Source organism: Streptomyces sp. NPDC107498 (genome assembly GCF_055582805.1).
Window position 1 is genome coordinate 212,382 of sequence record NZ_JBVJPE010000002.1, and the last position, 22,675, is coordinate 235,056.

19 protein-coding genes and 1 pseudogene are annotated in these 22,675 nt (G+C 75.0%); 3 read left to right on the forward strand and 17 right to left on the reverse strand.

Going from position 1 to position 22,675, the window contains the following annotated elements:
• The first annotated feature begins 49 nt into the window (after positions 1-49).
• Positions 50-2,005 (forward strand): hypothetical protein, encoded by a 1,956-nt coding sequence (locus ACZ66Z_RS04200; RefSeq protein WP_469932444.1) that lies wholly within the window; start codon positions 50-52, stop codon positions 2,003-2,005.
• A gap of 84 nt (positions 2,006-2,089) precedes the next feature.
• On the opposite strand, the gene ACZ66Z_RS04205 is transcribed toward ACZ66Z_RS04200, so the two are convergent.
• Positions 2,090-3,325, reverse strand: a complete 1,236-nt coding sequence (locus ACZ66Z_RS04205) for an aminotransferase class V-fold PLP-dependent enzyme (protein ID WP_469932445.1) — start codon at positions 3,323-3,325, stop codon at positions 2,090-2,092.
• Between the two features lie 208 nt (positions 3,326-3,533).
• A pseudogene (locus tag ACZ66Z_RS04210) lies at positions 3,534-3,779 on the reverse strand (hypothetical protein); the annotation flags it as partial.
• Between the two features lie 145 nt (positions 3,780-3,924).
• On the opposite strand from ACZ66Z_RS04210, the gene ACZ66Z_RS04215 reads away from it, so the two are divergent.
• Positions 3,925-4,599 (forward strand): LuxR C-terminal-related transcriptional regulator, encoded by a 675-nt coding sequence (locus tag ACZ66Z_RS04215; protein WP_469932446.1) that lies wholly within the window; start codon positions 3,925-3,927, stop codon positions 4,597-4,599.
• Between the two features lie 7 nt (positions 4,600-4,606).
• On the opposite strand, the gene ACZ66Z_RS04220 is transcribed toward ACZ66Z_RS04215, so the two are convergent.
• From ACZ66Z_RS04220 to ACZ66Z_RS04255, 8 genes are all read right to left on the reverse strand, one after another.
• On the reverse strand, positions 4,607-5,938 hold the full coding sequence (locus ACZ66Z_RS04220; RefSeq protein ID WP_469932447.1) for a sensor histidine kinase: 1,332 nt from the start codon (positions 5,936-5,938) through the stop codon (positions 4,607-4,609).
• Between the two features lie 139 nt (positions 5,939-6,077).
• The gene (locus ACZ66Z_RS04225; protein WP_469932732.1) at positions 6,078-7,445 is read right to left on the reverse strand and encodes an FtsX-like permease family protein; all 1,368 of its coding nucleotides are present in this window, start codon (positions 7,443-7,445) and stop codon (positions 6,078-6,080) included.
• A gap of 5 nt (positions 7,446-7,450) precedes the next feature.
• Positions 7,451-8,203 (reverse strand): ABC transporter ATP-binding protein, encoded by a 753-nt coding sequence (locus ACZ66Z_RS04230; RefSeq protein WP_469932448.1) that lies wholly within the window; start codon positions 8,201-8,203, stop codon positions 7,451-7,453.
• Between the two features lie 90 nt (positions 8,204-8,293).
• Positions 8,294-8,488: a hypothetical protein gene (locus ACZ66Z_RS04235; RefSeq protein WP_467126637.1), complete on the reverse strand. Its 195-nt coding sequence runs from the start codon at positions 8,486-8,488 to the stop codon at positions 8,294-8,296.
• Between the two features lie 227 nt (positions 8,489-8,715).
• Positions 8,716-9,864: an acyl-CoA dehydrogenase family protein gene (locus ACZ66Z_RS04240; protein WP_469932449.1), complete on the reverse strand. Its 1,149-nt coding sequence runs from the start codon at positions 9,862-9,864 to the stop codon at positions 8,716-8,718.
• On the reverse strand, positions 9,861-11,042 hold the full coding sequence (locus ACZ66Z_RS04245) for an acyl-CoA dehydrogenase family protein (protein ID WP_469932450.1): 1,182 nt from the start codon (positions 11,040-11,042) through the stop codon (positions 9,861-9,863). Before ACZ66Z_RS04245 ends, ACZ66Z_RS04240 begins: the two co-directional genes overlap by 4 nt.
• Positions 11,039-12,007, reverse strand: a complete 969-nt coding sequence (locus tag ACZ66Z_RS04250; RefSeq protein WP_469932451.1) for an NADPH:quinone oxidoreductase family protein — start codon at positions 12,005-12,007, stop codon at positions 11,039-11,041. The genes ACZ66Z_RS04245 and ACZ66Z_RS04250 overlap by 4 nt, the downstream gene beginning before the upstream one ends.
• Before the next feature lie 38 nt (positions 12,008-12,045).
• Positions 12,046-12,663 carry a helix-turn-helix domain-containing protein gene (locus ACZ66Z_RS04255; protein ID WP_469932452.1) on the reverse strand — a complete coding sequence of 206 codons (618 nt, stop codon included), beginning with the start codon at positions 12,661-12,663 and terminating at the stop codon, positions 12,046-12,048.
• Positions 12,664-12,996: 333 nt separating this feature from the next.
• Between ACZ66Z_RS04255 and ACZ66Z_RS04260 the strand changes: the two genes are divergently transcribed.
• Positions 12,997-13,770 (forward strand): VOC family protein, encoded by a 774-nt coding sequence (locus tag ACZ66Z_RS04260; RefSeq protein ID WP_469932453.1) that lies wholly within the window; start codon positions 12,997-12,999, stop codon positions 13,768-13,770.
• A gap of 43 nt (positions 13,771-13,813) precedes the next feature.
• Here the strand turns inward: ACZ66Z_RS04260 and ACZ66Z_RS04265 are convergent, their stop codons facing one another.
• The 7 genes from ACZ66Z_RS04265 to ACZ66Z_RS04295 all read right to left on the reverse strand — a co-directional run bounded on the left by ACZ66Z_RS04265 (position 13,814) and on the right by ACZ66Z_RS04295 (position 22,562).
• Complete coding sequence (locus ACZ66Z_RS04265) at positions 13,814-14,575, reverse strand: PIG-L deacetylase family protein (RefSeq protein ID WP_469932454.1); 762 nt, start codon at positions 14,573-14,575, stop codon at positions 13,814-13,816.
• On the reverse strand, positions 14,572-15,504 hold the full coding sequence (locus ACZ66Z_RS04270; RefSeq protein WP_469932455.1) for an SIS domain-containing protein: 933 nt from the start codon (positions 15,502-15,504) through the stop codon (positions 14,572-14,574). The genes ACZ66Z_RS04265 and ACZ66Z_RS04270 overlap by 4 nt, the downstream gene beginning before the upstream one ends.
• 89 nt (positions 15,505-15,593) lie before the next feature.
• Entirely contained in the window at positions 15,594-16,727 is a 1,134-nt protein-coding gene (locus ACZ66Z_RS04275; RefSeq protein ID WP_469932456.1) for a GntR family transcriptional regulator, read from the reverse strand.
• Between the two features lie 94 nt (positions 16,728-16,821).
• Entirely contained in the window at positions 16,822-18,129 is a 1,308-nt protein-coding gene (locus tag ACZ66Z_RS04280) for an alpha/beta fold hydrolase (RefSeq protein ID WP_469932457.1), read from the reverse strand.
• A 222-nt stretch (positions 18,130-18,351) separates the two neighbouring features.
• Entirely contained in the window at positions 18,352-19,182 is an 831-nt protein-coding gene (gene nadE / locus ACZ66Z_RS04285) for an ammonia-dependent NAD(+) synthetase (protein ID WP_469932458.1), read from the reverse strand.
• Positions 19,183-19,309: 127 nt separating this feature from the next.
• A complete protein-coding gene (locus ACZ66Z_RS04290) occupies positions 19,310-20,437 on the reverse strand; it encodes a sulfite oxidase (protein WP_469932459.1) in 1,128 nt (375 codons plus the stop codon).
• A gap of 97 nt (positions 20,438-20,534) precedes the next feature.
• Positions 20,535-22,562 carry an ATP-binding protein gene (locus ACZ66Z_RS04295; RefSeq protein ID WP_469932460.1) on the reverse strand — a complete coding sequence of 676 codons (2,028 nt, stop codon included), beginning with the start codon at positions 22,560-22,562 and terminating at the stop codon, positions 20,535-20,537.
• Between the last annotated feature and the right edge of the window lie 113 nt (positions 22,563-22,675).

Consider the following 22,675-nt stretch of genomic DNA (forward strand, 5'->3'; position numbering starts at 1 on the left):
GCTGTTAGCGTCCGGGCCACCCGCACGGCCCACCGAGCTCGGAGAGCCCATGAGACGCACTCGACCCGCACGCCTGGCCCTCATCGCGGCCATGACCCTGCCGACCCCACTCGCCCTGACGGCGCTGGGCGGGCAGACCGCCGTGGCGACGCAGCTCCCGCTGACGGTCGCGAACCCCGGTTTCGAGCAGGGATCCACCGGCTGGACCTTCACGCCGGACACGGGCGTCGCCACCAACATCCCGCACGGCGGCACCAGGCTGGCCTACCTCGACGCGGGCCCGGGCAGGAAGGTCTCACAGACGGTCACCGCCCGCGGGCCGGGCACCTACGACTTCTCCGCCTGGATCGCCACCAACGGCACCGGAGCGAAGTTCGTCGTCCGGGTCAACGGCACCAGCGCCGGAGCAGTCGACCTGCCGAGCCGCTCCACGTACGCGCGCTACACAGTCAGCCGGGTCGAGCTGAAGGCCCGCGACCGGTTGGAGATCGCCTTCGAATCCGGCGCCGGCTGGGTCAACGCCGACGACGTCATGGTCTCACCGGCCGCCCCGGCCGACCCGATCGTGACCTCGTCCGACCCGAAGATCGTCGAGATGTTCAATTGGGCCAAGCGCAAGGCCAACAGCTGGGTCCACCTGCCGGGAACCGTCGGCCCCCTGAACGTCGACGAGCGCTACCCGTCGGGCTCCGGCGCTGCCACGTACGGCCCCTCCTACTGGGCGGGCTACGCCCACCGCAGCGCCTACTACTCACGCGACATGGTCCACCAGCTGGACGGCGCGGCCGTGCTCGGCCTGCACGACGAGAACAAGAACATGCTGCGCGCGTTCGCCGCGTCGTCCACGGCCAAGCACAAGTACTTCCCCGTGTGGGCCGTCAACTTCGACAACAGGACCTACCTGTCGATCGACTACCGCAGTCCCACCGGCTACGTACGCGAGGTGCCCGCCCCCTTCGAACTCGTGGAGAAGGCCAACGAGGCCTACCGCTGGAGCGGCGACCCCGCGTACCTGGACGACAGCGTCCTGTGGGACTTCTACCGGCACACCACCGAGGAGTTCATCGATCTCCACGACGCCAAGAAGCCCAACGGCGTCGCCGAGGGCACGGGAGACGGCATCTTCGCCGGCGCCGCGAGCTACAACGAGGTCGGCGAGGAACGACTCGCGGAGTCGGGCGACGCCATCGGCGCCCAGTACCAGGCGTACCTGGCCATGGCGTCCCTCGCGAAGAGCAAGGGCGACGACCCACTGGCCACCCGCTTCGCCAAGAGGGCCGCCGATCTCAAGGAGTACTTCAACACGACCTGGAGCGGCACCGGGTCCGGTGACGCCATGGTCCGGGGCTACACCGTCGACGGCCAGGCGCTGACCGGCTGGGGCAAGGAGAACAGCTGGTTCATGCCCATGAAGCAGATCATCGCCCCCGGAGCACGGAACGACGCCTACCTCTCCTATGTCGACCGGCAGGCGAGCGGGAGCGGCAAGCCGAGCAACGTCGAGGCGATCTCGTACCTGCCCGACACCTTCTTCGCGCACAACCGCGACGACACCGCGTGGAAGTGGATGAAGTACGTCTACGACCAGCGCGACGTCCAGCACCCGGTGTCAGGGCAGGGCCCCAACGGCGACTACCCGGAGGTCTCGTACACCCTGGTCGGCCAGACGGTGAAGGGCCTGATGGGCGTGGAGCCCGACGCCCCCGACCGCCGACTCACCACGCAGTCGCGGCTGCCGTCGGGCATGGACTGGCTGAAGATCGACCACCTGGAGATCGGCGGCCAGGCCTTCGCACTGCGCCACGACGGTGCGACGCGGTCGACGCTGACCAACAACGGGCCCTCCGCGTACACGTGGGAGGCCCGGTTCCCCGGCCTCCATCCGTCGGTCAGGATCGATGGTGCGACCTGGAAGACGAGGACCGGGACGGTCAACGGGACGACGTACACCTACGCCGAGATCTCCGTACAGCCGGGCCGGACGGTGACGGCCGAGGTCGGCTGAAGCCCGGAGGCCTCTCCTGCCCGGTGGGGCGGGCGTCCCCGCCGGGGGCGCCCGCCGGTCCTCCCGCTCCAGGACTGCGCCACCTCAATGCCCTCCCTGATACGGGTCGCGACACCACGCCCCGAGCACGGGGACGCAGCGCTCGGCGAAGTGCTCGAAATCGGCGGCCGTGTTGTACACGTGCGTCGAGAGGCGCAGATAACCGACACCTTCAAAGCTGGTGAAGGCCGCGGCGACCCCCAACTCCCGAGCCACCCGGTCACGTAGAGCGTCAGCGTCGGCGCGAGTGGCGGCCAGGGGTGCGGGCAGCCGCACCAGCCGCATGGCGCTGACCGGCATGCCCGGGTCCACGCGGCAGTCCTCGCCGGTCATCTCCGAGAACGCGGCTGCGATGATCCGCTCCGCGTGGTCGGCCAGCTCGCGCATGTAGGTGCGGGCCGTCTCCCATCCCCACGTGTCCTCGATGAGGCCGAGAGCGGTGGGCGCGGCGAGGTAGCTCGTGGCGTCGACGGTTCCCTGGGTGTCGAAACGGCTGGGGAACGGCTCGGGGGCGCCCCACGAGTCGATCAGCGGGTAGAGACCGTCGCGCAGTTCGGTGCGCGCCACCAACGCCGCCGTGCCCCGCGGGGCACAGCCGAACTTGTGGAGATTGCCGACCCAGAAATCGCAGTGGAGGCCGTCGAGGGGGCGCTCGACCAGTCCGGGTACGTGCGCGCCGTCCACGAGGACGGGGATGCCGCGCTTGCCGGCCTCGGAGGCGATCCGCGCCACCGGCATCCAGCGCGCCGTGGACGAGGTGATGTGATCGAGGACGATGAGGCCGGTCGCCTCGCTCAGCTCACCGATGACGCGCTCACAAGCGGTGTCGGCGTCGGCGTCGAGCGGCACGTGTGCCGTGCGCACCCGGCCGCCCCAGCGCCTGGCCAGGCGCTCGGCCCCCATGGTCACGGCGCCGTAGCCGTGGTCGGTGACCACGACTTCGCCGCCGGGTCGTGCCGCGGCATTGGCGTAGACGACGCTCGCGCCCGCGCTGGCATTGGGCACGAGGGCGAGATCACCTGCCTCCACCCGGAGGAAGCGTGCGACCGCGCCCCGTGCGACCGCCACTCGCCGGGGCAACTCGGGAAACCACTCCACGGGCGAGGCGTCCATCTGTCGGCGCAGCCGGTTCTGCTCTTCCTGCGCCAGGAGTGGAACCGCCCCGAACGATCCGTGGTTCAGGTGCTTGACCGTCGGGTCGAGCGACCACGCGGCGGCGGCAGGACGGCCGTCGGGCAGTGTCAGCGGAGGCGGTGCGGTGGTGAGGTCTGCCGTGCTCACGAGACTCCCGAGCGCCTGGTAGGAGGGACCGGACATCGATCAGAGACGTCAAGACGTCTACTGACCGCCCGATCTTTTCGCCTCGGCAGCAAGGTTGCAAGGTTCCAATGGAAACTGTCAGATGAATTTGCACTCTCTCAGCACGTCATCCAGCGAGCCCTCCAGAGCCACGGCGATCCGGAAGGGAGAGAGGTCCGTGGACGAGGCGGGCGCCGTCGGCGTGCATGCCGCTGCGGCCGTTGGGGGCGAGGTACGGGTGCTGGGCGGGGCCCTTGCCGGGCACGGACCGGGCGGTGGCGGGGGCGCCCTCGTGGGGGGCGACGAGACGGTGACCGGGGGCGAGGGGTATCTCCTCGGCCTGGGCGACGGGCGCGGAGCCCGCCGGCAGGGTCGTCGCGAGCGCGGGGGCCGGCGTGGGCGCGCGTGCTCGTCTGCGGGGCGGTGGGGAGGTCAAGGCGGCTCCTCGGGTCCTGACGTGTGTCGCGCCGGCGGCCGACGCTAGGCGGGAGCAGAGGAGAAGTGCATGGAACCGCCCCGGGTTTCACGGGCCGTTCACGAGCGGTCCGAGAGGCACCCCGACCGGGGCCGATAATGAGGGGGTGACCGAACGACCCCTGCGCGTGGTGCTGGCCGAGGACTCCGTCGTCCTCCGGGACGGAATGGTCGAGCTGCTCGGCGCCCGCGGCTGCGAGGTGGTGGCCACCGCGGGAACGGCGGACGAGCTGCTCGCCGCGGTGTCCCGGCACCTGCCGGACGTCGCCGTGGTCGACGTCCGGATGCCGCCCGCCCACACCGACGAGGGCATCCGCGCCGCCGTGGAGATCCGGGCGACCGCGCCCGGGGTCGGCGTCCTCGTCTTCTCCCAGCACGTCGAGACCGTCTGGGCCTCCCGGCTCCTCTCCGGCGGGGCGACGGGCGTGGGTTACCTCCTGAAGGAACGCGTCGCCCGCACCTCCGAGTTCGTGGACGCGCTGCGCCGGGTGGCGGGCGGCGGGACGGCCCTCGACCCGGAGGTGGTCGACCGGCTGGTGCACGGCGACCGCGTCGGTCGGGTCGACACCCTGACACCGCGCGAGCGGGAGGTCCTGGAGCTCATGGCCCAGGGGCACTCCAACCGCTCCGTCGCCGAGCGGCTCGTGGTCTCGGAGCGGGCGGTGGAGAAGCACGTCGCCGCCGTCTTCGCCAAGTTCGGCCTGCCGGCCACGGAGACGGACAACCGGCGGGTGAAGGCCGTGCTCGCCTATCTGTCCGAGACGTCCGGGACCGGCGGCTGACCGGTTGTCACAGCCGGGCGGGCAGTTCGGCGGTGATCTCGGTCGGCCCGCCCGGCGGGCTGTCCACCCGCAGGCGGCCGTCCACCGCCGCCAGCCGCTCCGCGAGACCGGCGAGACCGGTGCCGCCGCCGGGCGCCGCGCCGCCCCGGCCGTCGTCACGGACCGTCAGGCGCACCCGGCCCTCGCGCACGGTGGCCGCGAGCTGGACCGTCCGCGCGCCGCTGTGCCGGGCGACGTTGGTGAGCAGTTCGGCGGCGCAGAAGTAGACGGCCCGCTCGATCGCCTCGTGGGGGCGTTCCGCGAGGTCCGTCCGGAGGGTCACCGGGACGGGCGAGATCGCGGCGAGTCCCGGCAGGGCCTCGCCGAGACCGCCGTCCAGGGCGACGGGGTGGATGCCCCGGGTGAGCAGCCGCAGTTCGGCGACGGTCTCCTCGGTCTGCCCGCGGGCACGGTCGAGGAGGGTCCGCAGCCGGGTGAGGTCCGGGCCCGAGGCCGGATCGAGCGCGTCCTCGGTCAACGAGAGGGTGATGGCCAGGGCCACGAGCCGGGCCTGGGTGCCGTCGTGCAGGTCCCGTTCCAGGCGGCGGAGGCGGTCGCCGTTGTCGGCGAGGAGCGCGGCGCGGGCCGCCTCCAGCTCGCGCACCCGGCGCTGGGACCGGGCGGGCCCGAGGAGCAGTGCGGCGAGCCGTCGGTTCACCCTGGTCACGGCCCGCAGCGCGCCGGGCGCGCCTGCGAGCAGGGCGAGGCCGAGCAGGACGGAGGTGGCGTTCAGCCATGCGGCCGGCGGGGAACCGGGCTCCATCAGGCGGCCCCAGAGCGGAAAGCCGATCAGCCAGCCGCACCCGAGGGGCAGCCCCACGGCGACCACGAACCCGAGCACGCCGAGCGGCAGTCGCAGGACCAGGTAGAGCAGCGTCCGCCAGGCGACCGGGTCGCTCAGCACCACACGGCCACGGGCGAGGAGCCCGTCGGGGCGGGGCGGCCCGGCCGGGGTCTCGACGTACGCGCCGAGCAGCGCACCGACGAGTCGCCGGTGCGGCACGCCGAGGCCGCGCGCGCCGAGGAGCGCGACGACCACGAAGGGCAGGCCGAGCACGGTGAGCGAGAGCAGGGTCCCCGCGTACAGGACGGCGAGCGCGTACACGCCGCAGACCACGGCGACGGGCAGCCCCACGACGGCGAACGCCCACTCCCCCGCCCGCACGGTGAAGTAGCGGCGAGCCACCGCCCCGGCCGCGGCCCCGCCGGCGGGCTCGGCCACACCAGGGGGCTCGGCCACACCTGCGGCGGTGCCCTCACCGCCCGGCTGCCGGACGTCGTCCCCGGACGCACCTCTCACCGCCGGAGCATCGGCGGCACCCCGCGCCCCGCCCACCGCGGGCGCGTCCGCGTCCGGTCTGCCGTCGAGCCCCGGGGTGCGGCACGACGCGGGCGTGCCGGGCGGCGGACGGTTCTCGGACATCGCCCCGGCACCCGGATCAGTCACGGTCGCCGCCCACGAGGTGCGTCGCGGGGCCCGAGATCGCCCGGAGGCCCGCGCCCAGGGTTGCCGGGAGGGTCAGTGCCGCCGCGCCCGCGACGATCCAGGCGCAGGACGCGGCCGGGACGGACGGCAGCGCGGAGCCGGTCGCCGCCGTGCTGAACGCGGCCGTGGCGAGGGCGGCGACCGCGCCGCCGAGCAGGACGCCGACCGCGGTGGTCAGCACGGCCTCGGCCGTGAGCATGCGCAGCAGTTGGCGCCTGGTCGCCCCGACGAGCCGCAGCAGGGCGAACTCGCCGCGCCGCTCCCCGGTGACGGCGATGACCGTGTTGATCGTGGAGACGGCGGCGAAGGAGGTGAGCAGCGCCAGTTCGGCCTGGCGGAGCCAGACGTCGGTGGCGGAGGCGGCGCCGGTCGTGCCTGCCGCGTGCTCTGCGGTGCGTGTCATGATCATCATGGTCGCCGACAGGCCCACGAGCAGTGCGACCGGCACCACGGCGGACGTCAGCCGCCGGGCGTATCCGCGCAGATTGGCCTGCGCGAGCCAGCCCGTGCCGGGCATCAGGGCCCGCGCGGGCCCTCCCAGGAGGGTCACCAGGGCGCGCGCCGCGAGGGGCCCCGTCATGGCGAGCGCGACGAGCAGCACCAGCGAGCCGAGCAGTGCCGCCTGCCCCGCCTTGTCCGGCTCCTCCGCCGGCCTGGTCGCGGCGAGCCGCAGCAGCAGGCCGCCGCCCACCAGGGCACAGACGCCGGCGAGCAGGCGCGGCACCCCGGTCCGGCCCTGCTCGGTGGCGGTCGCGGTGAGCGCGGCCGCGGGCGCGATCCGGGAGATCCGCCGGACCGCGACGGCCGTTGCCGCGAGCCCGACGGCGAGTGTGATCCCCACGGCGACGAGGGCGGGCAGCGGTGTCACCGGCACGCGCAGGTCCGGCGCGGCCATCCCCCGGCATTGCAGGGCGAGGAGGAAGCGGCGGGCCGCGTACCCCCCGGCGAGCCCGCCGGGCGCGGCCACGACGAGCGCGGTGACGGCGGTCTGGACGCGGACGAGGCGCCGTACCTGCCGGGGCGTGGCCGCGATGGTGCGCAGGAGCGCCAGCTCCCGGTGCTGTCGGCGGAGCGCGAAGCCCACGGCGTTGGCGACGACGAAGAAGGCGACGAGGACGGCGATCTCGCCGAAGGCTCCCGCGATCACCATCAGGCCGGGTCCCGCCACCGGCGTCCGGCGGACGGCTTCGGGGGCGGTGGCCCCGGTGGCGAACAACGAGCCGAAGAGCGTCGTCGTGGCGACGAGGAGGAAGAGCGCGACCGCGAGTCCGGCGAAGGCCGCCGGACGCCGGCGCAGCTGTCCGAGGGCGAGGAGGGCCACGGCGCTCACCCGCCGAGTCGACCGAGGCGCGCGGCGACCTCGGCGGAGGTGGGCCGTTCCAGTTCGTCCACGACGAGGCCGTCGGCGAGGAGCAGGACCCGGTCCGCGTATCCGGCGGCGACGGGGTCGTGGGTGACCATGGTGCAGGTCTGGCCGTCCTGGTCGACTCCGGCGCGCAGCAGGGCGAGGATCTCGTGGCCGGTGGCCCGGTCGAGCGCGCCGGTCGGTTCGTCGGCGAAGAGGACCCGGGGCCGGGAGACGAGCGCGCGGGCGATGGCCACCCGTTGCTGCTGGCCGCCGGAGAGCTGCCCGGGGCGGTGCCGGGCGCGTCCCGCGAGGCCGACACGGGCGAGCGCGTCGAGGACGTGGCCGCGGTCCGGCCGGGTGCCCGCGAGGCGGCCGGGCAGCTCGACGTTCTGGGCGACGGTCATGGCGGGCATCAGGTTGAACGCCTGGAAGACGAAACCGATCCGGGTGCGCCGCAGTTCCGCCAGTCTCCGTTCCGGCAGCCGTGTCACCTCGGTGTCGCCCCACCACACGGCGCCGCGGGTGGGCCGGTCCATTCCGGCGAGGCAGTGCAGCAGGGTGGTCTTCCCGGATCCGGACGGGCCCATCACCGCGGTGAAGGTGCCGGGTGCGAGGGCCACCGACACACCGCGCAGCGCGTGCACGGTGGCGGCGCCGCGCCCGTAGGCGCGGTGCAGGTCCTCGGCGCGGGCGGCGGTCGCCGCCCGCGTGTCATTCGTCGTCTCAGCCATGCCCCCATCCTTGGCGGGCGGGGCGGGGCGGGTCGATCGTGCTCGCCCCCGAACCGGCGGTTCGGATATCCGAACCCCGGGCGCGGTGGGTCACGGTCTGAGGCTGGAGACCACGTCGGCGGTGGCGGCCACGCCGTTGTGGATGGTGGGCGCCATGCCGGTGCCGGCGAGGAAGAAGCCGAGCAGGGCGCAGACCAGGGCGTGCGTGACCTTCAGGCCGCCGTTCCGCAGGAAGATCACGGCCAGTACCAACAGCAGCAGCACGACAGAAATGGAAACGGCCATCGCTCTCACGTCCCTCCGTCGCCGCACGGGAATTGCGGCGTTCGGCGGACAGTGTGGCGGAATGCGCGGTCCGTACGGGCGTATGGCGGGGCGGCCATACGGGTGAGATTCGGCCGGGGCGGCCGACGGGCAGCCCTTCCGCTCGCGTCCGCACCCCTCGCGAAGGTCGGTCCGGCAGTGCGCGGAGGGGTGCGGACACGGGCGCGGGCCCGGCGGGCCCGGCTCCGTCACACGGGCGCGGGCAGGTCCGCCAGAGCCGCGATCGCGTCCTGGTGCCGGCCCGGCGAACCGAGGGCGACCTGGTCGGACTTGGCCCGCTTCAGTGCCAGGTGCGCGGGGTGCTCCCAGGTCATGCCGATCCCGCCGTGCAGCTGCACGCACTCCTCGGCGGCGCGGACCGCGACCTTGGAGCAGTGGGCCTGGGCGACCGCCACGGTCAGCGGGGCGTCCGGGGCGCCGGTGGCGAGGGCGTCGGCGGCGGCGCGGGCCGCGGCCCTGGCCCCGACGAGGTCCAGCCAGAGCTGGGCCATGCGGTGCTTCAGGGCCTGGAAGGAGCCCACGGGCCGGTTGAACTGGTGGCGCTCGCGGGTGTACCGGACGGTCTCCTCCAGACACCACGCGGCGAGGCCGAGCTGCTCGGAGGCGAGCAGTCCCGCACCGGCGAGGAGCCCGCGCCGGACGGCCGCGCGGGCGGCCCCGCCGTCGGCGAGCCGGGTGCCGCTCCCGGGCCGCGGGGTGACGCGGGCGAGGGGGCGGGTGAGGTCGAGCGGGGTCTGCGGCTCGACGGTCGCCTCTCCGGCCGGTACGGCGTACAGGCCGTCGGCACGCGGGACGAGGAGTACGTCGGCCGCGACGGCGTCGGCGACGCCCGCGACGGTGGAGGCGGACAGCGGCCCGGCGCCGGTCACGGCGGGCGGGGACGGTTCCCCGTCCGTCGTTCCCCGCGGGAACGGCTCCGCGTCCGGAGCGGTCGACAGGGGTACGGCGAGCACCGCGACCGTCCGGCCGCCCGCGAGCTCCGCCAGGAGCTCGACGGCCGGGCCGTCGCCCCGCCCCGCGAGGCCGAGCAGCGTCTCCGTGGCCACCACCGCGCTCGTGAGGTACGGCAGCGGCGTCACCGCGCGGCCCAGCTCCTCCAGGACCACCGCGGCCTCGCGGTGGCTCGCGCCCTGGCCGCCGAGCTCCTCGGGCACGAGGAGTCCGGCGGCGCCGATGTCGCACGCGAGGGACTTCCAGAGGTCGGGGACGTACGGGTCGTCCGTCTCGATCCGGTCGAGCAGGGTCCGGTGGCCGGCCCGGTCGGCGAGCAGGGCGCGGACGGCCGCCCGCAGGTCGTCCTCGGTCTCGGAGTACAGCAGATCGGTCTGTGCCGTCATCGGGTCAGGTCCTTCCAGGCGACGTCCTTGTCGTTGCGGGGCTCCGGCGGCAGGCCGAGGACCCGCTCGGCGACGATGTTGAGGAGCACCTCGCTGGTCCCGCCCTCGATCGAGTTGCCCTTGGAGCGCAGATAGCGGTATCCGGCGTCCCGTCCGGTGAAGTCGACGAGTTCGGGGCGGCGCATCTCCCATTCGCCGTACAACAGGCCTTCTTCGCCGAGGAGTTCGACCTCCAGTCCGCTGATGGCCTGGTTGAGCCGGGCGAAGCCGAGCTTCATCGCGCTGCCCTCGGGGCCGGGCTGTCCGGCGACGAGCTGCTGACGGAGCCGTTCGCCGGTGAGCCGGGCGACCTCGGCGTCGACCCAGAGGTCGAGGAGGCGCCGGTGGAGGTCGTGGGTGCGCAGTTCGGGGCGCTCGCGCCAGGTCGTGGCGAGCTTCCCGATCATGCCGCCCTCGCGGGGGATGCGGGCGCCGCCGATGGAGACCCGCTCGTTCATCAGGGTGGTCTGGGCGACCCGCCAGCCGTCGCCGACCTCGCCGAGGCGGTGGGCGTCGGGGATGCGGACGCCGGTGAGGAAGACCTCGTTGAACTCGGCCTCGCCGGTGATCTGGCGCAGCGGCCGGACCTCGACCCCGGGGTCGGTCATGTCGCAGACGAAGTAGGTGATGCCCCGGTGCTTGGGGGCGTCCGGGTCGGTGCGGGCGACGAGGATGGCCCAGCGGGCGATGTGGGCGCTGGAGGTCCACACCTTCTGCCCGTCGACCACCCAGTCCTCGCCGTCCCGTACGGCGCGGGTGCCGAGCGCGGCGAGGTCGGAGCCCGCGCCGGGCTCGCTGAAGAGCTGGCACCAGACCTCCTCGCCTGCCCAGAGGGGTCGCAGGAAGCGCTTCTTGACCTCCTCCGAGCCGTGGGCGAGGAGGGTGGGGGCGGCCATGCCGAGGCCGATGCCGATCCGGCGCGGGTCGTTGTCGGGGGCGCCCGCGGCGGCGAGTTCGGCGTCGACGACGGCCTGGAGGGCGCGGGGCGCGTCGAGTCCGCCGAGGCCCACGGGATAGTTCACCCAGGCGAGCCCGGCGTCGAAGCGGGCCTTCAGGAAGTCGGTCCGGTCGGTCGTGGCGGGCGGATGCTCGGCGAGCAACCGCCGTGTGCGGGAACGGAGTTCCTCGGAGCCGATCATGCACGGGCTCCTTCCGGGAGGACGACCAGGCGGCCCGTGGTGGTGCCGTCGGCGACGCGCTGGACGGCGTCCGCCGCGTCCGCGAAGGGGACGCGTTCGCCGATGAGCGGCTTGATGAGCCCCTTCGCCGCGCAGGCGGTCAGGGTCTCGTGGCAGCGGCCGACGGAGGCCGGGTCCTTCGCCGCGTACAGGCCCCAGTGGAGGCCGAGGACCGAGTAGTTCTTCACCAGGGCGTGGTTGAGGGCGGGGGCGGGGACGGTGCCGCTCGCGAAGCCGACGATCACGATCCGCCCCTCGAAGGCGACGCACTTGGCGGACTGCTGGTAGGCCTCGCCGCCGACCGGGTCGTAGATCACGTCGGCGCCCCGGCCGCCGGTCGCGGCCTTGACGGCGGCGACGACGTCCTCGGAGCGGCGGTCGATCACCAGGTCGCAGCCGAGGGTGCGGGCGACGGCCGCCTTCTCCGGACCGCCGACGACGCCGATGACGGTGGCACCGGCCGCCTTGCCGAGCTGGACGGCGGCGCTGCCGACGCCGCCGGCCGCCGCGTGGACGAGGAGGACCTCGCCCTCCTTCAGGGCGGCGCGGCGGTGCAGGCCGAACCAGCCGGTCTGGTAGCCGATGTGCAGCGCGGCGGCCTCGGCGTCGTCGAGCGCCTCCGGGGCGGGCAGGAGCCCGGCGGCGTCGGCGAGGACGTACTCGGCGAAGCCGCCGTGCGGGAGGGCTGCGGTGGTGATGACCCGGCGCCCGTCCTCGGTCTCGGCGCAGACCTCGACGCCGGGGGTGAAGGGCAGCGGGGGCCGCACCTGGTAGTGGCCGCGGCAGAGCAGCGCGTCGGGGAAGTTGACGTTCGCCGCGCGGACCCTGAGGAGGACCTGGCCGTCGCCGGGCGCGGGTCGTTCCACCTCTTCGCGGCGCATCACCGCGCGCGGTTCGCCGTTCTCGTGCACACGCCATGCCTGCATCCGGAATGCCTCCTCCGTACCGAGCGGTCGGTGGCATACTAAGCGGTCGCTTGCCCCGGGGGAACCGCTCGGCCGGACTTCTTGGGACGCGCCCTGACGTGCATGCGCTCTCCCTGCGGCCCGAACAGGCTCAGGAACTCCACCGGCCCTTCGGCCGTCGGCCCGAACCAGTGCGGGACGCGCGTGTCGAACTCGGCCGCCTCACCGGCGGCCAGGACGACGTCGTGCTCGCCCAGGACGAGCCGGAGCTTCCCGGAGAGCACGTACAACCACTCGTACCCCTCGTGCACCCGGGGCTCCGGCGCCTCGTGCGCCTTCTCCTGGATCACCTTGTACGCCTGGAGCCCGCCGGGCTGCCGGGTCAGGGGGTACATCGTCCGCCCGTGGCGCACGATGGGCTTCGCCTTGACCCGGGGGTCGCCCACCGGCGGGGCCCCGACCAGCTCGTCCAGGGGGACCTGGTGGGCGCGGGCGAGCGGCAGGAGCAGTTCGAGGCTGGGCTTGCGCTGCCCGGACTCCAGCCGGGACAGGGTGCTCACGGAGATCCCGGTGGCGGCGGAGAGCTCGGCGAGCGTCACCCCGCGGTCCCGGCGGACCCGGCGGAGCCGGGGTCCGACCTCGGTCAGCACCGCGTCGATGCGGTCGTCTTCAGTCATACGAGTCATGCGACCAGTCTTGCAGGAACGGCAAGTTTCCTTGCGGAAGATCCACGGACGGAACCACGCTCGCCCCCGGGCCCCGGCGTCCGGGCGGCCGGGAGCGCCACGGTGCGGCGGGAGGGGGTGGTCGACGCGGCGAGCCGGACCACCGGGCGGGCGCGGCGATCGGAGACGGGCCGTCGACCGCGGATCCGGAGACGGCCGCGACCCGTCGGCCGGTCGGATGAACCCGGCCGTCTGCGGCTGCGTCGCCCGGGCGGAGGGACGAGGATCGGCCATGGTGGCCGGAAGGACGGCGGTCACGGACGACGGAAGGACGGAACAGCCCCCATGCTCGGCACCCAGTTCACCACCGGTTCCCCCAGTTGGATCGATCTCGGCAGCCCCGACCCGGACGTCACCGCCGCGTTCTACGGCGCCGTCCTCGGCTGGGAGTTCCGGTCACTGGGCCCCGAGGCGGGCGGCTACGGCTTCTTCCAGCAGGAGGGCCGCACGGTCGGCGCGCTCGGCCCCCTCACCGAGACGGGCGCGCACAGCGCGTGGACGGTCTACTTCCAGACGCCGGACGCCGACACCACCCTGCAGACCGCCGCGGCGGCGGGCGGCACCGTGCGCAGCCCGGCCTTCGACGTCATGGACGCGGGCCGGATGGCCAACCTCACGGACCCCGGCGGCGCCGAGTTCGCCGTCTGGCAGCCGGCCGCCGTGCGGGGCCTGGAACGGACCTCGACCACCAACACCCTGCTGTGGGTGGAGCTGCACGTCGCCGACCCCGAGGCCGTCCTCGGCTTCTACCGGCAGCTCTTCGGGTGGCGCTGGACGGAGATGAAGGCCCCCGGCATGACGTACCGGGTGGTCTCCACCGCCGAGGGCGACCAGGAGGACGCCTCGTTCGGCGGCGTGGCGGAGCTCCAGAGCGACACCCCGCGCTGGATCCCGTACTTCGCGGTCGAGGACGTCGACGCGACGGCCCGCTGGGCCCAGGGCAACGGCGGCTCGGTCGTGATGCCCGCCGCCGACGTCCCGGACGTCGGCCGCATCGCCTGGCTCGCGGACCCCTCCGGCGCGGTCTTCGCCGCGATGAGGCCCGCCCCGAGCCGGTGACCGGTCGACACCCGCCGGTCAGCCGCGTCGACGACACCCCGGGTCAGTACACCTGGCGGCCGAAGAGTTCGAAGCTCACCGCCGGGCGGTCGCCGAAGCGGGACGCGGACCGGGCCGTCGTGGTGGCGAGGAAGGTACGGACGTACTCCTCCGGGTCCTCGTCCGTCAGGGCCTCGATGTAGGCGCGGTGGCAGAGGAGGGAGCGGATCGCGCGCTCCAGGCCCGGGGTCGCGTCGACCGCGTGGGTCGGGGTGCTGGAGGCGGCGACCGCGACCCAGCGGACGCCGTTCCAGGGCTCCAGGCCCCGCTCGGTCAGCTCGGGGAAGATCCAGCGGTTTCCGGCGTCGGCCGCCGCGTCCAGCGTGGCGCGGCCGACGGCCAGGTGGTCGGGGGTGTTCCAGGGCGCGCCCGGGTCCCCGCCCCAGGTGTCGCGGTGGTTGAGGGTGATCACGAGCTCCGGGCGGTGGCGGCGGATCGCGGCCGCGATGTCACGGCGCAGGCCGAGCCCGTACTCGATCACGCCGTCGCGGTGGTCGAGGAACTCGACGGCGTTCACGCCGACGACGGCGGCGCTGTCCCGCTGCTCGCGCTCGCGGAGCGGGCCGCAGACGTCCGGGGCGAGGGTGTCGATGCCGGCCTCGCCCCGGGTGGCCAGGACGTACGCGACCTCCTTCCCCTCGTCCGTCCAGGCCGCGACCGCCGCCGCGCAGCCGTACTCCAGGTCGTCGGGGTGGGCGACGACGCACAGCGCGCGCTGCCAGTCGCCGGGCATCTCCAGCAGGTCCGGGGCATCCGTATCGATCATGACCGCAGGATACGGGTCGCGTCCGACACCGTCGGGCGGAACGCCCCGGCGAGGATCACCGAGCGCGAAACGTGGCGCGGACGGTCCGGGTTGAGGCCGCGCCGGTCCGCGAGGGCGACCGCGAGCCGCTGGACGCGGACGAGGGCCGCGACCGGATCGATCGCGTCGGCGGCGAACAGGGCCCCGGTGGACTCCACTTCGTCCCGGAGGCCGGACGGGGCGGGGCCGAGGCAGCAGACCAGGCTCGCCCGGTCGCTGATGCTGATCGGACCGTGGCGGTACTCCATCGCCGGGTACGACTCCGTCCAGGCGCGGGCCACTTCGCGCAGCTTGAGTGCCGCCTCGTCGGCGAGCCCGACGGTCCAGCCGGTGCCGAGGAAGGTGAACTGCCCGCGCCGCTCCCAGGCGGCGGGCAGCCGCTCGTACAGGACGAGTTCGGCGTCGGCGATCGCCGGACCGAGGTCCACCCCGAGCCCGGCGCGCAGGAGTTGGAGGGCGGTGGTGGCGAACCGGGTCTGGACGACGGAGCGTTCGTCGGCGAAGCCCAGGTCGACGATCCGGTCGGCGAGCCGCCCGGCGGGGCCGGCGGGGACACCGGTGACGACGAGCGTGGGGACGCGGCCGGCGGCACGGGCGAGCAGGTCCACGACCTCCGTGGTGGTGCCGGAGCGGGTGAGGGCGACGATCCGGTCGTAGCCGCGGCCGAGCGGTGTCCCGTCGGAGGCGGGGAACGCGTCGGTCTCGCCCGCGCCGAGGGACTCCCGCAGGGCCGCGTAGGCGCGGGCGATGAAGTACGAGGTGCCGCAGCCGACGACCGCCACGCGCTCGCCCCGGGCCGGCAGCAGGCCGGTGTCGCGGTCGGCGATCTCGGCGGCACGGCGCCAGCAGTCGGGCTGGCCGGCGATCTCCGCGCTGACGTGGGTGCTCATGGTCCGGGTCCTCTCCTCGCAGGGGCCCTCACGGGCCCGGACCGAGTTGTATCCGTACGCGGGGAGAGCACACCATGAGCAATCCGAACTCATCGCTTGGACTTTTGTGGCTCCCCCGGCGCCCGCCCGCCGCAGGAGGTCCGGACCACGAGGCGCGGTCTCAGCTGCACCTGGTGGAGCGGGACCGCGTCCCCCTCGGCGAGCCGCCGGAGCAGGATCTGCGCGGCGAGGCGGCCGAGCTGGTACTTGGGGGGCGAGACGGCCGTCAGCGGGGTCTCCGCGACATCGGCGAACTCGTTGTCGTAGCTGATCAGGGCGAGGTCCTCGGGCACCCGGAGCCCGGCGCGGCGGGCCGCTCCGAGCATCAGGGCCGCCTCCCGGTCGCCGAAGCAGAGCGCGGCCGTCACCCCGCCGTCCCGCAGCGCGGCGAGCGCCCGGTCGGCGCGGTCCGGGTCCCAGCGGGCCGTCACGTCCCGCTCGGGCGCCGGGGCGGCGGGCAGTCCGAGGTCCGTGAGCGCGCGGGCGAAGCCGGACTCGACGGGCGCGGCGGTGGGGGCGTCGGTGCGGGCGACGAGCCCGAGCCGCTCGTGGCCGAGGGCGCGCAGGTGGCGCACGGCGTCGTAGGCGCCGCCCTCGTGGTCGGTGCAGACGTGCTCGGTGGGATCGCCCGGGCCGTGGGCGGCGAGCCGGCGTTCGACGAGGACGGCGGGGACGGGCAGGGCGAGGAGCTCCTCGGCGCGGCGCCCCGGGTCGGTCGCGGTGTGCAGGCTGGGAACGAGGAGGAGCCCGTGGACCCCGGCGGAGAGGAGCCGCTCGACGGCGGCGTCCTCCTCGGCGGGGTCGTAGTGCGAGCAGGCGAGGACGAGCCGGGCGCCGGCCGCCGCGAGCTCCTTCTCGATGCCCTGGAGGACGCGCGGGTAGTAGAAGGCGGTGTCGGGGACGAGGACGCCGACGATCCGCCGGTCGGTCCGGCTCCGCTCGGGCCGGTGGGCGGAGAAGGTGCCCGCGCCCCGGCGCCGTTCGACGAGCCCGAGGGCGACGAGGTCCTCGTAGGCGCGGCGGACGGTGGTGACGGACAGGCCCGTCTCGGTGGCGAGCGCCCGCTCGGTGGGGAGCTTGCCGCCGGGGGGCCAGGTGCCGTCGAGGATGCCGCGCCGCAGCTCCGCCATGAGGGCCCGGAACTTCAGCTCCCGGCCGGAGGCCGGTGTCTCGCGTGCCGCCATCCGGGCCCCCTCCTGCGCACCGGGACCCCGCCCCGGGGCCGTCGCCGGTCGATCGCGCGCCGCATCCTATGCCCGTTCCTCCGGGGCCGGACGGTCAGGCCTCGTCCCGGGCGAGGGCGAGGAGCCGGTCCAGGACCCGCGGCCCGCCGGCCCGCACCCCGTCGTGCTCGAACTCGTCGGTCACCCAGGTCCGCAGGCCGCGTACGGCGCGCGCGGTCTCCAGGGAGTGGGCGGTGTCCACGTACATGTCGTCGTGGTAGACGGCGGCCGCCACCGGGACCCGGTTGGCGGCGAGGCGCTCGGGGTCGTACAGCGGGGTCCAGTCGGTGCGCGCGGCGAGCAGTTCGGCGGTCTCGCGGAGCGGACGCAGGGCGGGGTCGGTGGTGAAGTGCCAGGGGTGGACGGTCTCGCCGGTGAAGAGCGGCGGCGCGCCCTCGGCGAGCGCCGTGCGGGCGTCGAACTCGGGGTGCTCGGCGCGCACGCGCTCGGCGGCCCAGTCGGTAGGGCCCTGGCCCTGGGCGTAGATGGCCTCGTGGAGCACGGCGTACAGCGGGTGTCCGGCGTACGAGAGGTGGGCCTGGACCTGCTCCAGGAAGGCGTCGGCGAGCGCGGGCCCGCCCGGGGTGGGCACGAAGGCGCCCTCCAGGAGCAGATGGAGCTGGTGGGTGCCCTCGCCGGAGCCGAGGAGGATGCCGAGGGACTGGAAGGCCTCGACGGTGAGGAGGCCGCCGCCGGGAAGGGTGACCTCGTGGTCGAGGAGGTGGGCGGCGATCGCGCGGGCCCGTTCGGCGTCCTGGGGGTACCGGGCGAAGTGGGCCTCGTTCTTCCGCCGGACGCGCGGGTAGGCGGCGCGGTAGACCTCCTCGGCGGTGGCGTCGAGGGAGGGCAGGCCGCCGGTGACGAGGACGGTGTCCAGGCCCTCGGGGGCGGTGGAGAGGTAGTGGGTGGCGCAGAATCCGCCGAAGCTCTGGCCGAGGACGGTCCAGGGGGCGCCGCCGGTGAGGCGGCGCCGGATCAGCTCGCAGTCCTTGACGATGGAGTCGGCGCGGAAGTGGGCCAGGTAGTCCGCCTGCTCGGCCGGGCCGCCGCGCAGCGGCAGGGTCTGGCGGTTGGCGGGGGTGGAGCGGCCGGTGCCGCGCTGGTCGAGGAGGAGGACGCGGAACTCCTTCACGGCGCGGCCGAGCCAGGCCTGCGGGCCGATGAAGCGGCGGGCGCCGAAGCCGGGTCCGCCCTCCAGGTAGACCAGCCAGGGCAGCTTCTCGCGGCCGGATCCGGCGTGGCCGCTCGCGACGACCTCACGGCCGAAGACCTCGATGCGCTCGCCGTCGGGGCGGGCGTGGTCGAGGGGGACGGGGAAGCGGTGGTCCGTGAGGACGAGGCCCGGCTGCCGGTAGGTGCTCAACGCTGCTCCTGCTCCTGTTCGGTACGCCCCCCGCGCGGACAGTGGATCACACGGCGGGGGTGTCCGGGACGGGATTCCCCGCCGTCGTCGGCGCGGGCGGGGCGGTCCGGACCGTCAGGAGTCGCCCCGGGCCGAACCGTTCGGGGTCCGCCCCCGGCCGGACCTCTCGGAGTCGCCTCCGGCCGGGCCGTTCGGGGGCGGTCCGGCCGCCGCGGCGGGTGCTCAGGGGGCGATGGGCAGCTGTCGCTTGTGCTCGGTGAGCTCGTAGCGGCGGACGATCGTGGCGTAGGCGGCCTCCTCGACGGGCTTGCCCTCCAGGAAGTCGTCGATGTCGTCGTACGTGACGCCGAGCGCGTCCTCGTCGGCCTTGCCCGGGGCGAGGGTCTCCAGGTCGGCCGTGGGGGTCTTCCACACCAGCTCGGCCGGGGCGCCCAGCTCGTCGGCGAGCGCGCGGACGCGCCGCTTGGTCAGGCCGGTCAGCGGGACGACGTCGGCGGCGCCGTCGCCGAACTTGGTGAAGAAGCCGGAGACGGCCTCGGCGGCGTGGTCGGTGCCGACCACGAGGCCGTGGTGGGCGCCGGCGACCGCGTACTGGGCGATCATCCGCTGCCGGGCCTTGATGTTGCCCTGCACGAAGTCCTGGTGGTGCGCGTCGCGGAAGGTCACCCCGCCGGCGAGGCAGGCCGCCAGGGCCGCGTCGCTGGCCGCCTTGACGTCCACGGTGAGGACCCGGTCGGCGCGGATGAAGTCGAGGGCGGTCTGCGCGTCCCGCTCGTCGGCCTGCACGCCGTACGGCAGGCGCATCGCGTAGAAGGTGGCGTCGTGGCCGGCGGCGCGGGCCCGCTCCACGGCGAGCTGGCAGAGCCGGCCGGCGGTCGTGGAGTCGACGCCTCCGCTGATGCCGAGGACCAGGGAGCGCAGCCCGGTGGAGGCGAGCCGCTCGGTGAGGAAGGCCACCCGGCGCTCGATCTCCGCCTTCGGGTCGAAGGCGTCGGCGACCTGGAGGTCCCGGGCGATCTGCTGCTGGAGGGCGGTGGAGGCCGGGTCGGTCACGGAAGTCTCCTCGTCGGGGTCGGTCGACGGTGAACCCGCTGGTACGGGGTGCACCGGAGTCGACTCTACGCGCCGCCCGCCGGGGTCGCGGACCCGTCCCGGGCGGGCGGGGAGGGCACGGCGCCTCCTAGCCGTCGGGGGTGCACAGGACCTCGACCCGCTGGACGAGGTTGTTGGCGAAGCCCCCGCGGTTCCACGGCGCGGTGAGCGGCTGGACGTTCCCCTCGGCGTCGGTGGCCCGCACGGTCAGGTGGCGCAGCCCCGGCGTCGCGTTCCAGGTGGCGTGCCAGGCGGACCAGGCCCAGGGGTGCGCGGGGTCCCGTTCGGTCTCGGCGTCGGTCCAGGCCGCCCCGCCGTCCTCGCTGACCTCGACGCGGGCGACCGGGCCGTGCCCGGACCAGGCGCGCCCGGTGAGCGGCACGGGGCCGGGGCGCACCACGCGGGTGCGGGACATGAAGTCGGGGAAGCCCGGCGGCACCATCAGGGCCCGGGGCGCGATGAGCGTGACGGGCTCTCCCGGTTCGTCCGCCTCCCTGCGCAGGCGGTAGGCGACGCTCTGCTGGAAGCCGGTGTACGGGGCGTCGGTGAGCGTGATCTCGCGGAGCCACTTCACGTGCGCCATGCCGTACCAGCCGGGGACGACGAGCCGGAGCGGGCTGCCGTGCTGCGGCGGCAGGGGCGCGCCGTTCATCGCGTACGCGACGAGGACGTCCCGGGCGGGGTCGGCGGCCGTGGCGAGGGGCAGGCCGCGGCGGTAGTCCTGCTCGACGCCCCGCTCGACCCCGTGGTCGGCACCGGTGAACACCGCGTCGGTCGCGTCCTCCGCGATGCCCGCCTCGGCGAGGAGGGCGGCCAGCGGGACTCCGGTCCAGTCGGCGGTCCCGACGGCCTCGACCAGCCAGGGCTGGCTGACGGGGCGGGGCACGAGCCGGGCCCGGCCGTTCCCGGCGCACTCCAGGGTCACCCGTCGGGTGACGGCGGGCCGGGCGCGGAGCGCCGCCAGGTCGAGGTCGAGCGGCCGGAGGACCCGGCCGCCGACCGTGAGCCGCCAGCCGTCCGCGTCGGTGGCGGGGATGTCGTAGTGCACGAGGACGTAGTGGAGTCCGGGCGGGGTGACGTCGTACCGCAGGGCTTCGAGGGGCAGTCCGTGGTTCCGGGCGGCGAGGGCGAGCTCCTGCGCGGTGACGCCCTCGTCGGGTCCGGCCACGCGTCCCGGTGCGCTGATGTCGCCCAGACCGCTCAGGGATCCGTCCATGCCCTCATCGTCCGCCCGGGCGGGGGCCCCGGCACGTCGAGCCCGCCGGGCCTCCCGGGGAGCGGGGCCCGGTGCGTGCGAGCGCGGGCGGAGGGGGTCAACGCGGTGGGGGCGCCTCCCGGTGGTGGCCGGAGGAGTCGGCGAGCGACGACAACGCGGCGAGCTCGCGTGTCAGGCCCCGCGAGCCCGGCATGCTCCGGAAGACGGGGCCCAGGGCGACGCCGAGGCTCGCGCCGAGACTGCGGGTGCCTTCGAGCATGGCGCGGGCGTGGCCGGAGGCGGCCGCCGGGTCGCCCTCCAGGAGGCCGGTGAGGGCGAGCTGGTACTCGAGGGCGGTGCGGATCCAGTGCTCGTCGAGCTCCTCGCACCGGGCGCGCAGCCGGAGCGCCCGCTCCCGGGCCTCGGCGAGGCGGCCGAGGCCGGTGAGGGCGAAGACCCGCACGAGGTGGCAGCGGAGCCGGGCGGCGGAGTCGGCGGAGCCGCCCCGGGCGGCCGCGAGGACGTGGTCCACGACGACGTACGCGGCCATCGGCCGGCCGGTGGTCAGGGCGAGGAGCCCGGCGAGGGCGGCGGCGTCGAGGGTGAGGTCGCCGGGCCGGTCGCGGCCGCGGTCGCGATCCCGGTCACGGTCACGGTCACGGTCACGGTCACGGTCACGGTCACGATCCCGGTCACGATCCCGGTCACGGTCGCGGTCGCCGCGCGGAGCCCCCTCGTACGTCGGGGACTCGACGTGCTCCGCGTACCTGGCCTCGCGGGCGCAGCGCTCGCTCACCTCCTGCGCGGGGCCGGGCTCCCCCTGCAGGACCAGGGTGACGCCGAGGGCCCACAGGGCGCGGGCCCGGACGCGGCCCCGGGTCTCGCTGAGGAGGAGGGCCTGTTCGAGGCCGTCGCGGGCCTCGTGGAGACGGCCTCGGCAGGACCAGGCGAAGGCGACGGAGCCGACGAGGTCGAGGGCGGCGTCGGGGTCGGTGCGCAGCAGCCGGTCCAGGGCGGTGCGCAGGTCGGTGTGGTGCGCGTCGACGGTCCGGTACCAGCGGAGTTGGCGGGCGCCGTGCCACGCGGTCTCGGCCCGGCGGGCCAGGCCCCGGAAGTGGGCGGCGTGCCGTTCGGCGACCGTCGCGGTCTCGCCGGTGCGGTCCAGCCAGGTCGCCCCGTACTCCCGGACGGTGTCGAGCATGCGGAGCCCGCCGGCGGCGTCCGGCGGGCGGACCACGGAGGAGCGGACGAGCCCGTCGAGCGCGCCGGGCAGGGTGGCGCGGTCCAGGGGCCCGCCGGCGCAGACGGCGGTCGCGGAGGCGAGGTCGAAGGGGCCGCGGAAGACGGAGAGCCGGGCCCAGAGGAGGCGTTCGAGGGGGGTGCTCAGCTCGTGGCTCCAGCCGATGGCGGCCCGCAGGGTCCGGTGGCGGCTCGGCCAGACCCGCTCGGTGTGGGCGAGCAGGTCGAAGCGGGCGCCCGGCCGGGCTTCGAGGCGGGTGCCGAGCTGGTCGCGGACGGCTTCGACGCCCTGGAGGCGGATCTGCGCGGCGGCCAGTTCCAGGGCGAGCGGAATGCCTTCCAGGCGTACGCAGATCTCGCCGGCGGGCCCGGCCGCGGGGAAGTCCTCGCCGGCGGCCCGGCGGAGGAGTTCCAGGGCGTCGTCCCCGGCGGGCGGCAGCGGGTCGAGGGCGACGACCCGCTCGCCCGGGACGCCGAGGGCGCGCCGGCTGGTGGCGAGGACGGTGAGTCCGGGGGCGGCGGCGAGGAGTTCGGTGACGAGCCGGGCACAGGGTTCGGCGAGGTGCTCGCAGGAGTCGAGGACGAGGAGCAGCCGGTCGTCGGCGAGGCGGCGGCAGAGGCCGGTGACGGCCATCCCGGGGGCGTGGTCGGCGAGGTCGACGGAGTCGGCGACGAGGGGGACGAGGAGCCGGTCGCCGTCGAGCTGGGCGAGGTCGGCCCACCAGGCGCCGTCGGGGTGTCCGTCGGCGGCGCGGTGCGCGGCGCGCAGCGCGAGCCGGGTCTTCCCGACTCCCCCGACGCCGGTCACGGTGACGAGGCGGTGGTCCGCCAACGCGGCGGACACGCGCTCCAGTTCCGTGCGGCGTCCCACGAAACCGGGGTTCTCGTCCGGCAGATGTCCACGCACGGGAGCAGTCTCCCCCATCCGCGCCGCGAACGGACCGGTGGGACGGGTTCGTTGTGCCGCCGGTCTCCGTTCCGGAGCGGAAATTCGTTTGACCTGCCGCCGGGACGGGACTG

Coding starts and splice junctions, on each gene's coding strand:
- ACZ66Z_RS04275 (WP_469932456.1), bottom strand. CDS start 16,727: ATGGCGGCACGCGAGACACCGGCCTCCGGCCGGGAGCTGAAGTTCCGG.
- ACZ66Z_RS04230 (WP_469932448.1), bottom strand. CDS start 8,203: ATGGCTGAGACGACGAATGACACGCGGGCGGCGACCGCCGCCCGCGCC.
- ACZ66Z_RS04255 (WP_469932452.1), bottom strand. CDS start 12,663: ATGACTGAAGACGACCGCATCGACGCGGTGCTGACCGAGGTCGGACCC.
- ACZ66Z_RS04290 (WP_469932459.1), bottom strand. CDS start 20,437: ATGGACGGATCCCTGAGCGGTCTGGGCGACATCAGCGCACCGGGACGC.
- ACZ66Z_RS04260 (WP_469932453.1), top strand. CDS start 12,997: ATGCTCGGCACCCAGTTCACCACCGGTTCCCCCAGTTGGATCGATCTC.
- ACZ66Z_RS04245 (WP_469932450.1), bottom strand. CDS start 11,042: ATGATCGGCTCCGAGGAACTCCGTTCCCGCACACGGCGGTTGCTCGCC.
- ACZ66Z_RS04270 (WP_469932455.1), bottom strand. CDS start 15,504: ATGAGCACCCACGTCAGCGCGGAGATCGCCGGCCAGCCCGACTGCTGG.
- ACZ66Z_RS04200 (WP_469932444.1), top strand. CDS start 50: ATGAGACGCACTCGACCCGCACGCCTGGCCCTCATCGCGGCCATGACC.
- ACZ66Z_RS04240 (WP_469932449.1), bottom strand. CDS start 9,864: ATGACGGCACAGACCGATCTGCTGTACTCCGAGACCGAGGACGACCTG.
- ACZ66Z_RS04265 (WP_469932454.1), bottom strand. CDS start 14,575: ATGATCGATACGGATGCCCCGGACCTGCTGGAGATGCCCGGCGACTGG.
- ACZ66Z_RS04235 (WP_467126637.1), bottom strand. CDS start 8,488: ATGGCCGTTTCCATTTCTGTCGTGCTGCTGCTGTTGGTACTGGCCGTG.
- ACZ66Z_RS04250 (WP_469932451.1), bottom strand. CDS start 12,007: ATGCAGGCATGGCGTGTGCACGAGAACGGCGAACCGCGCGCGGTGATG.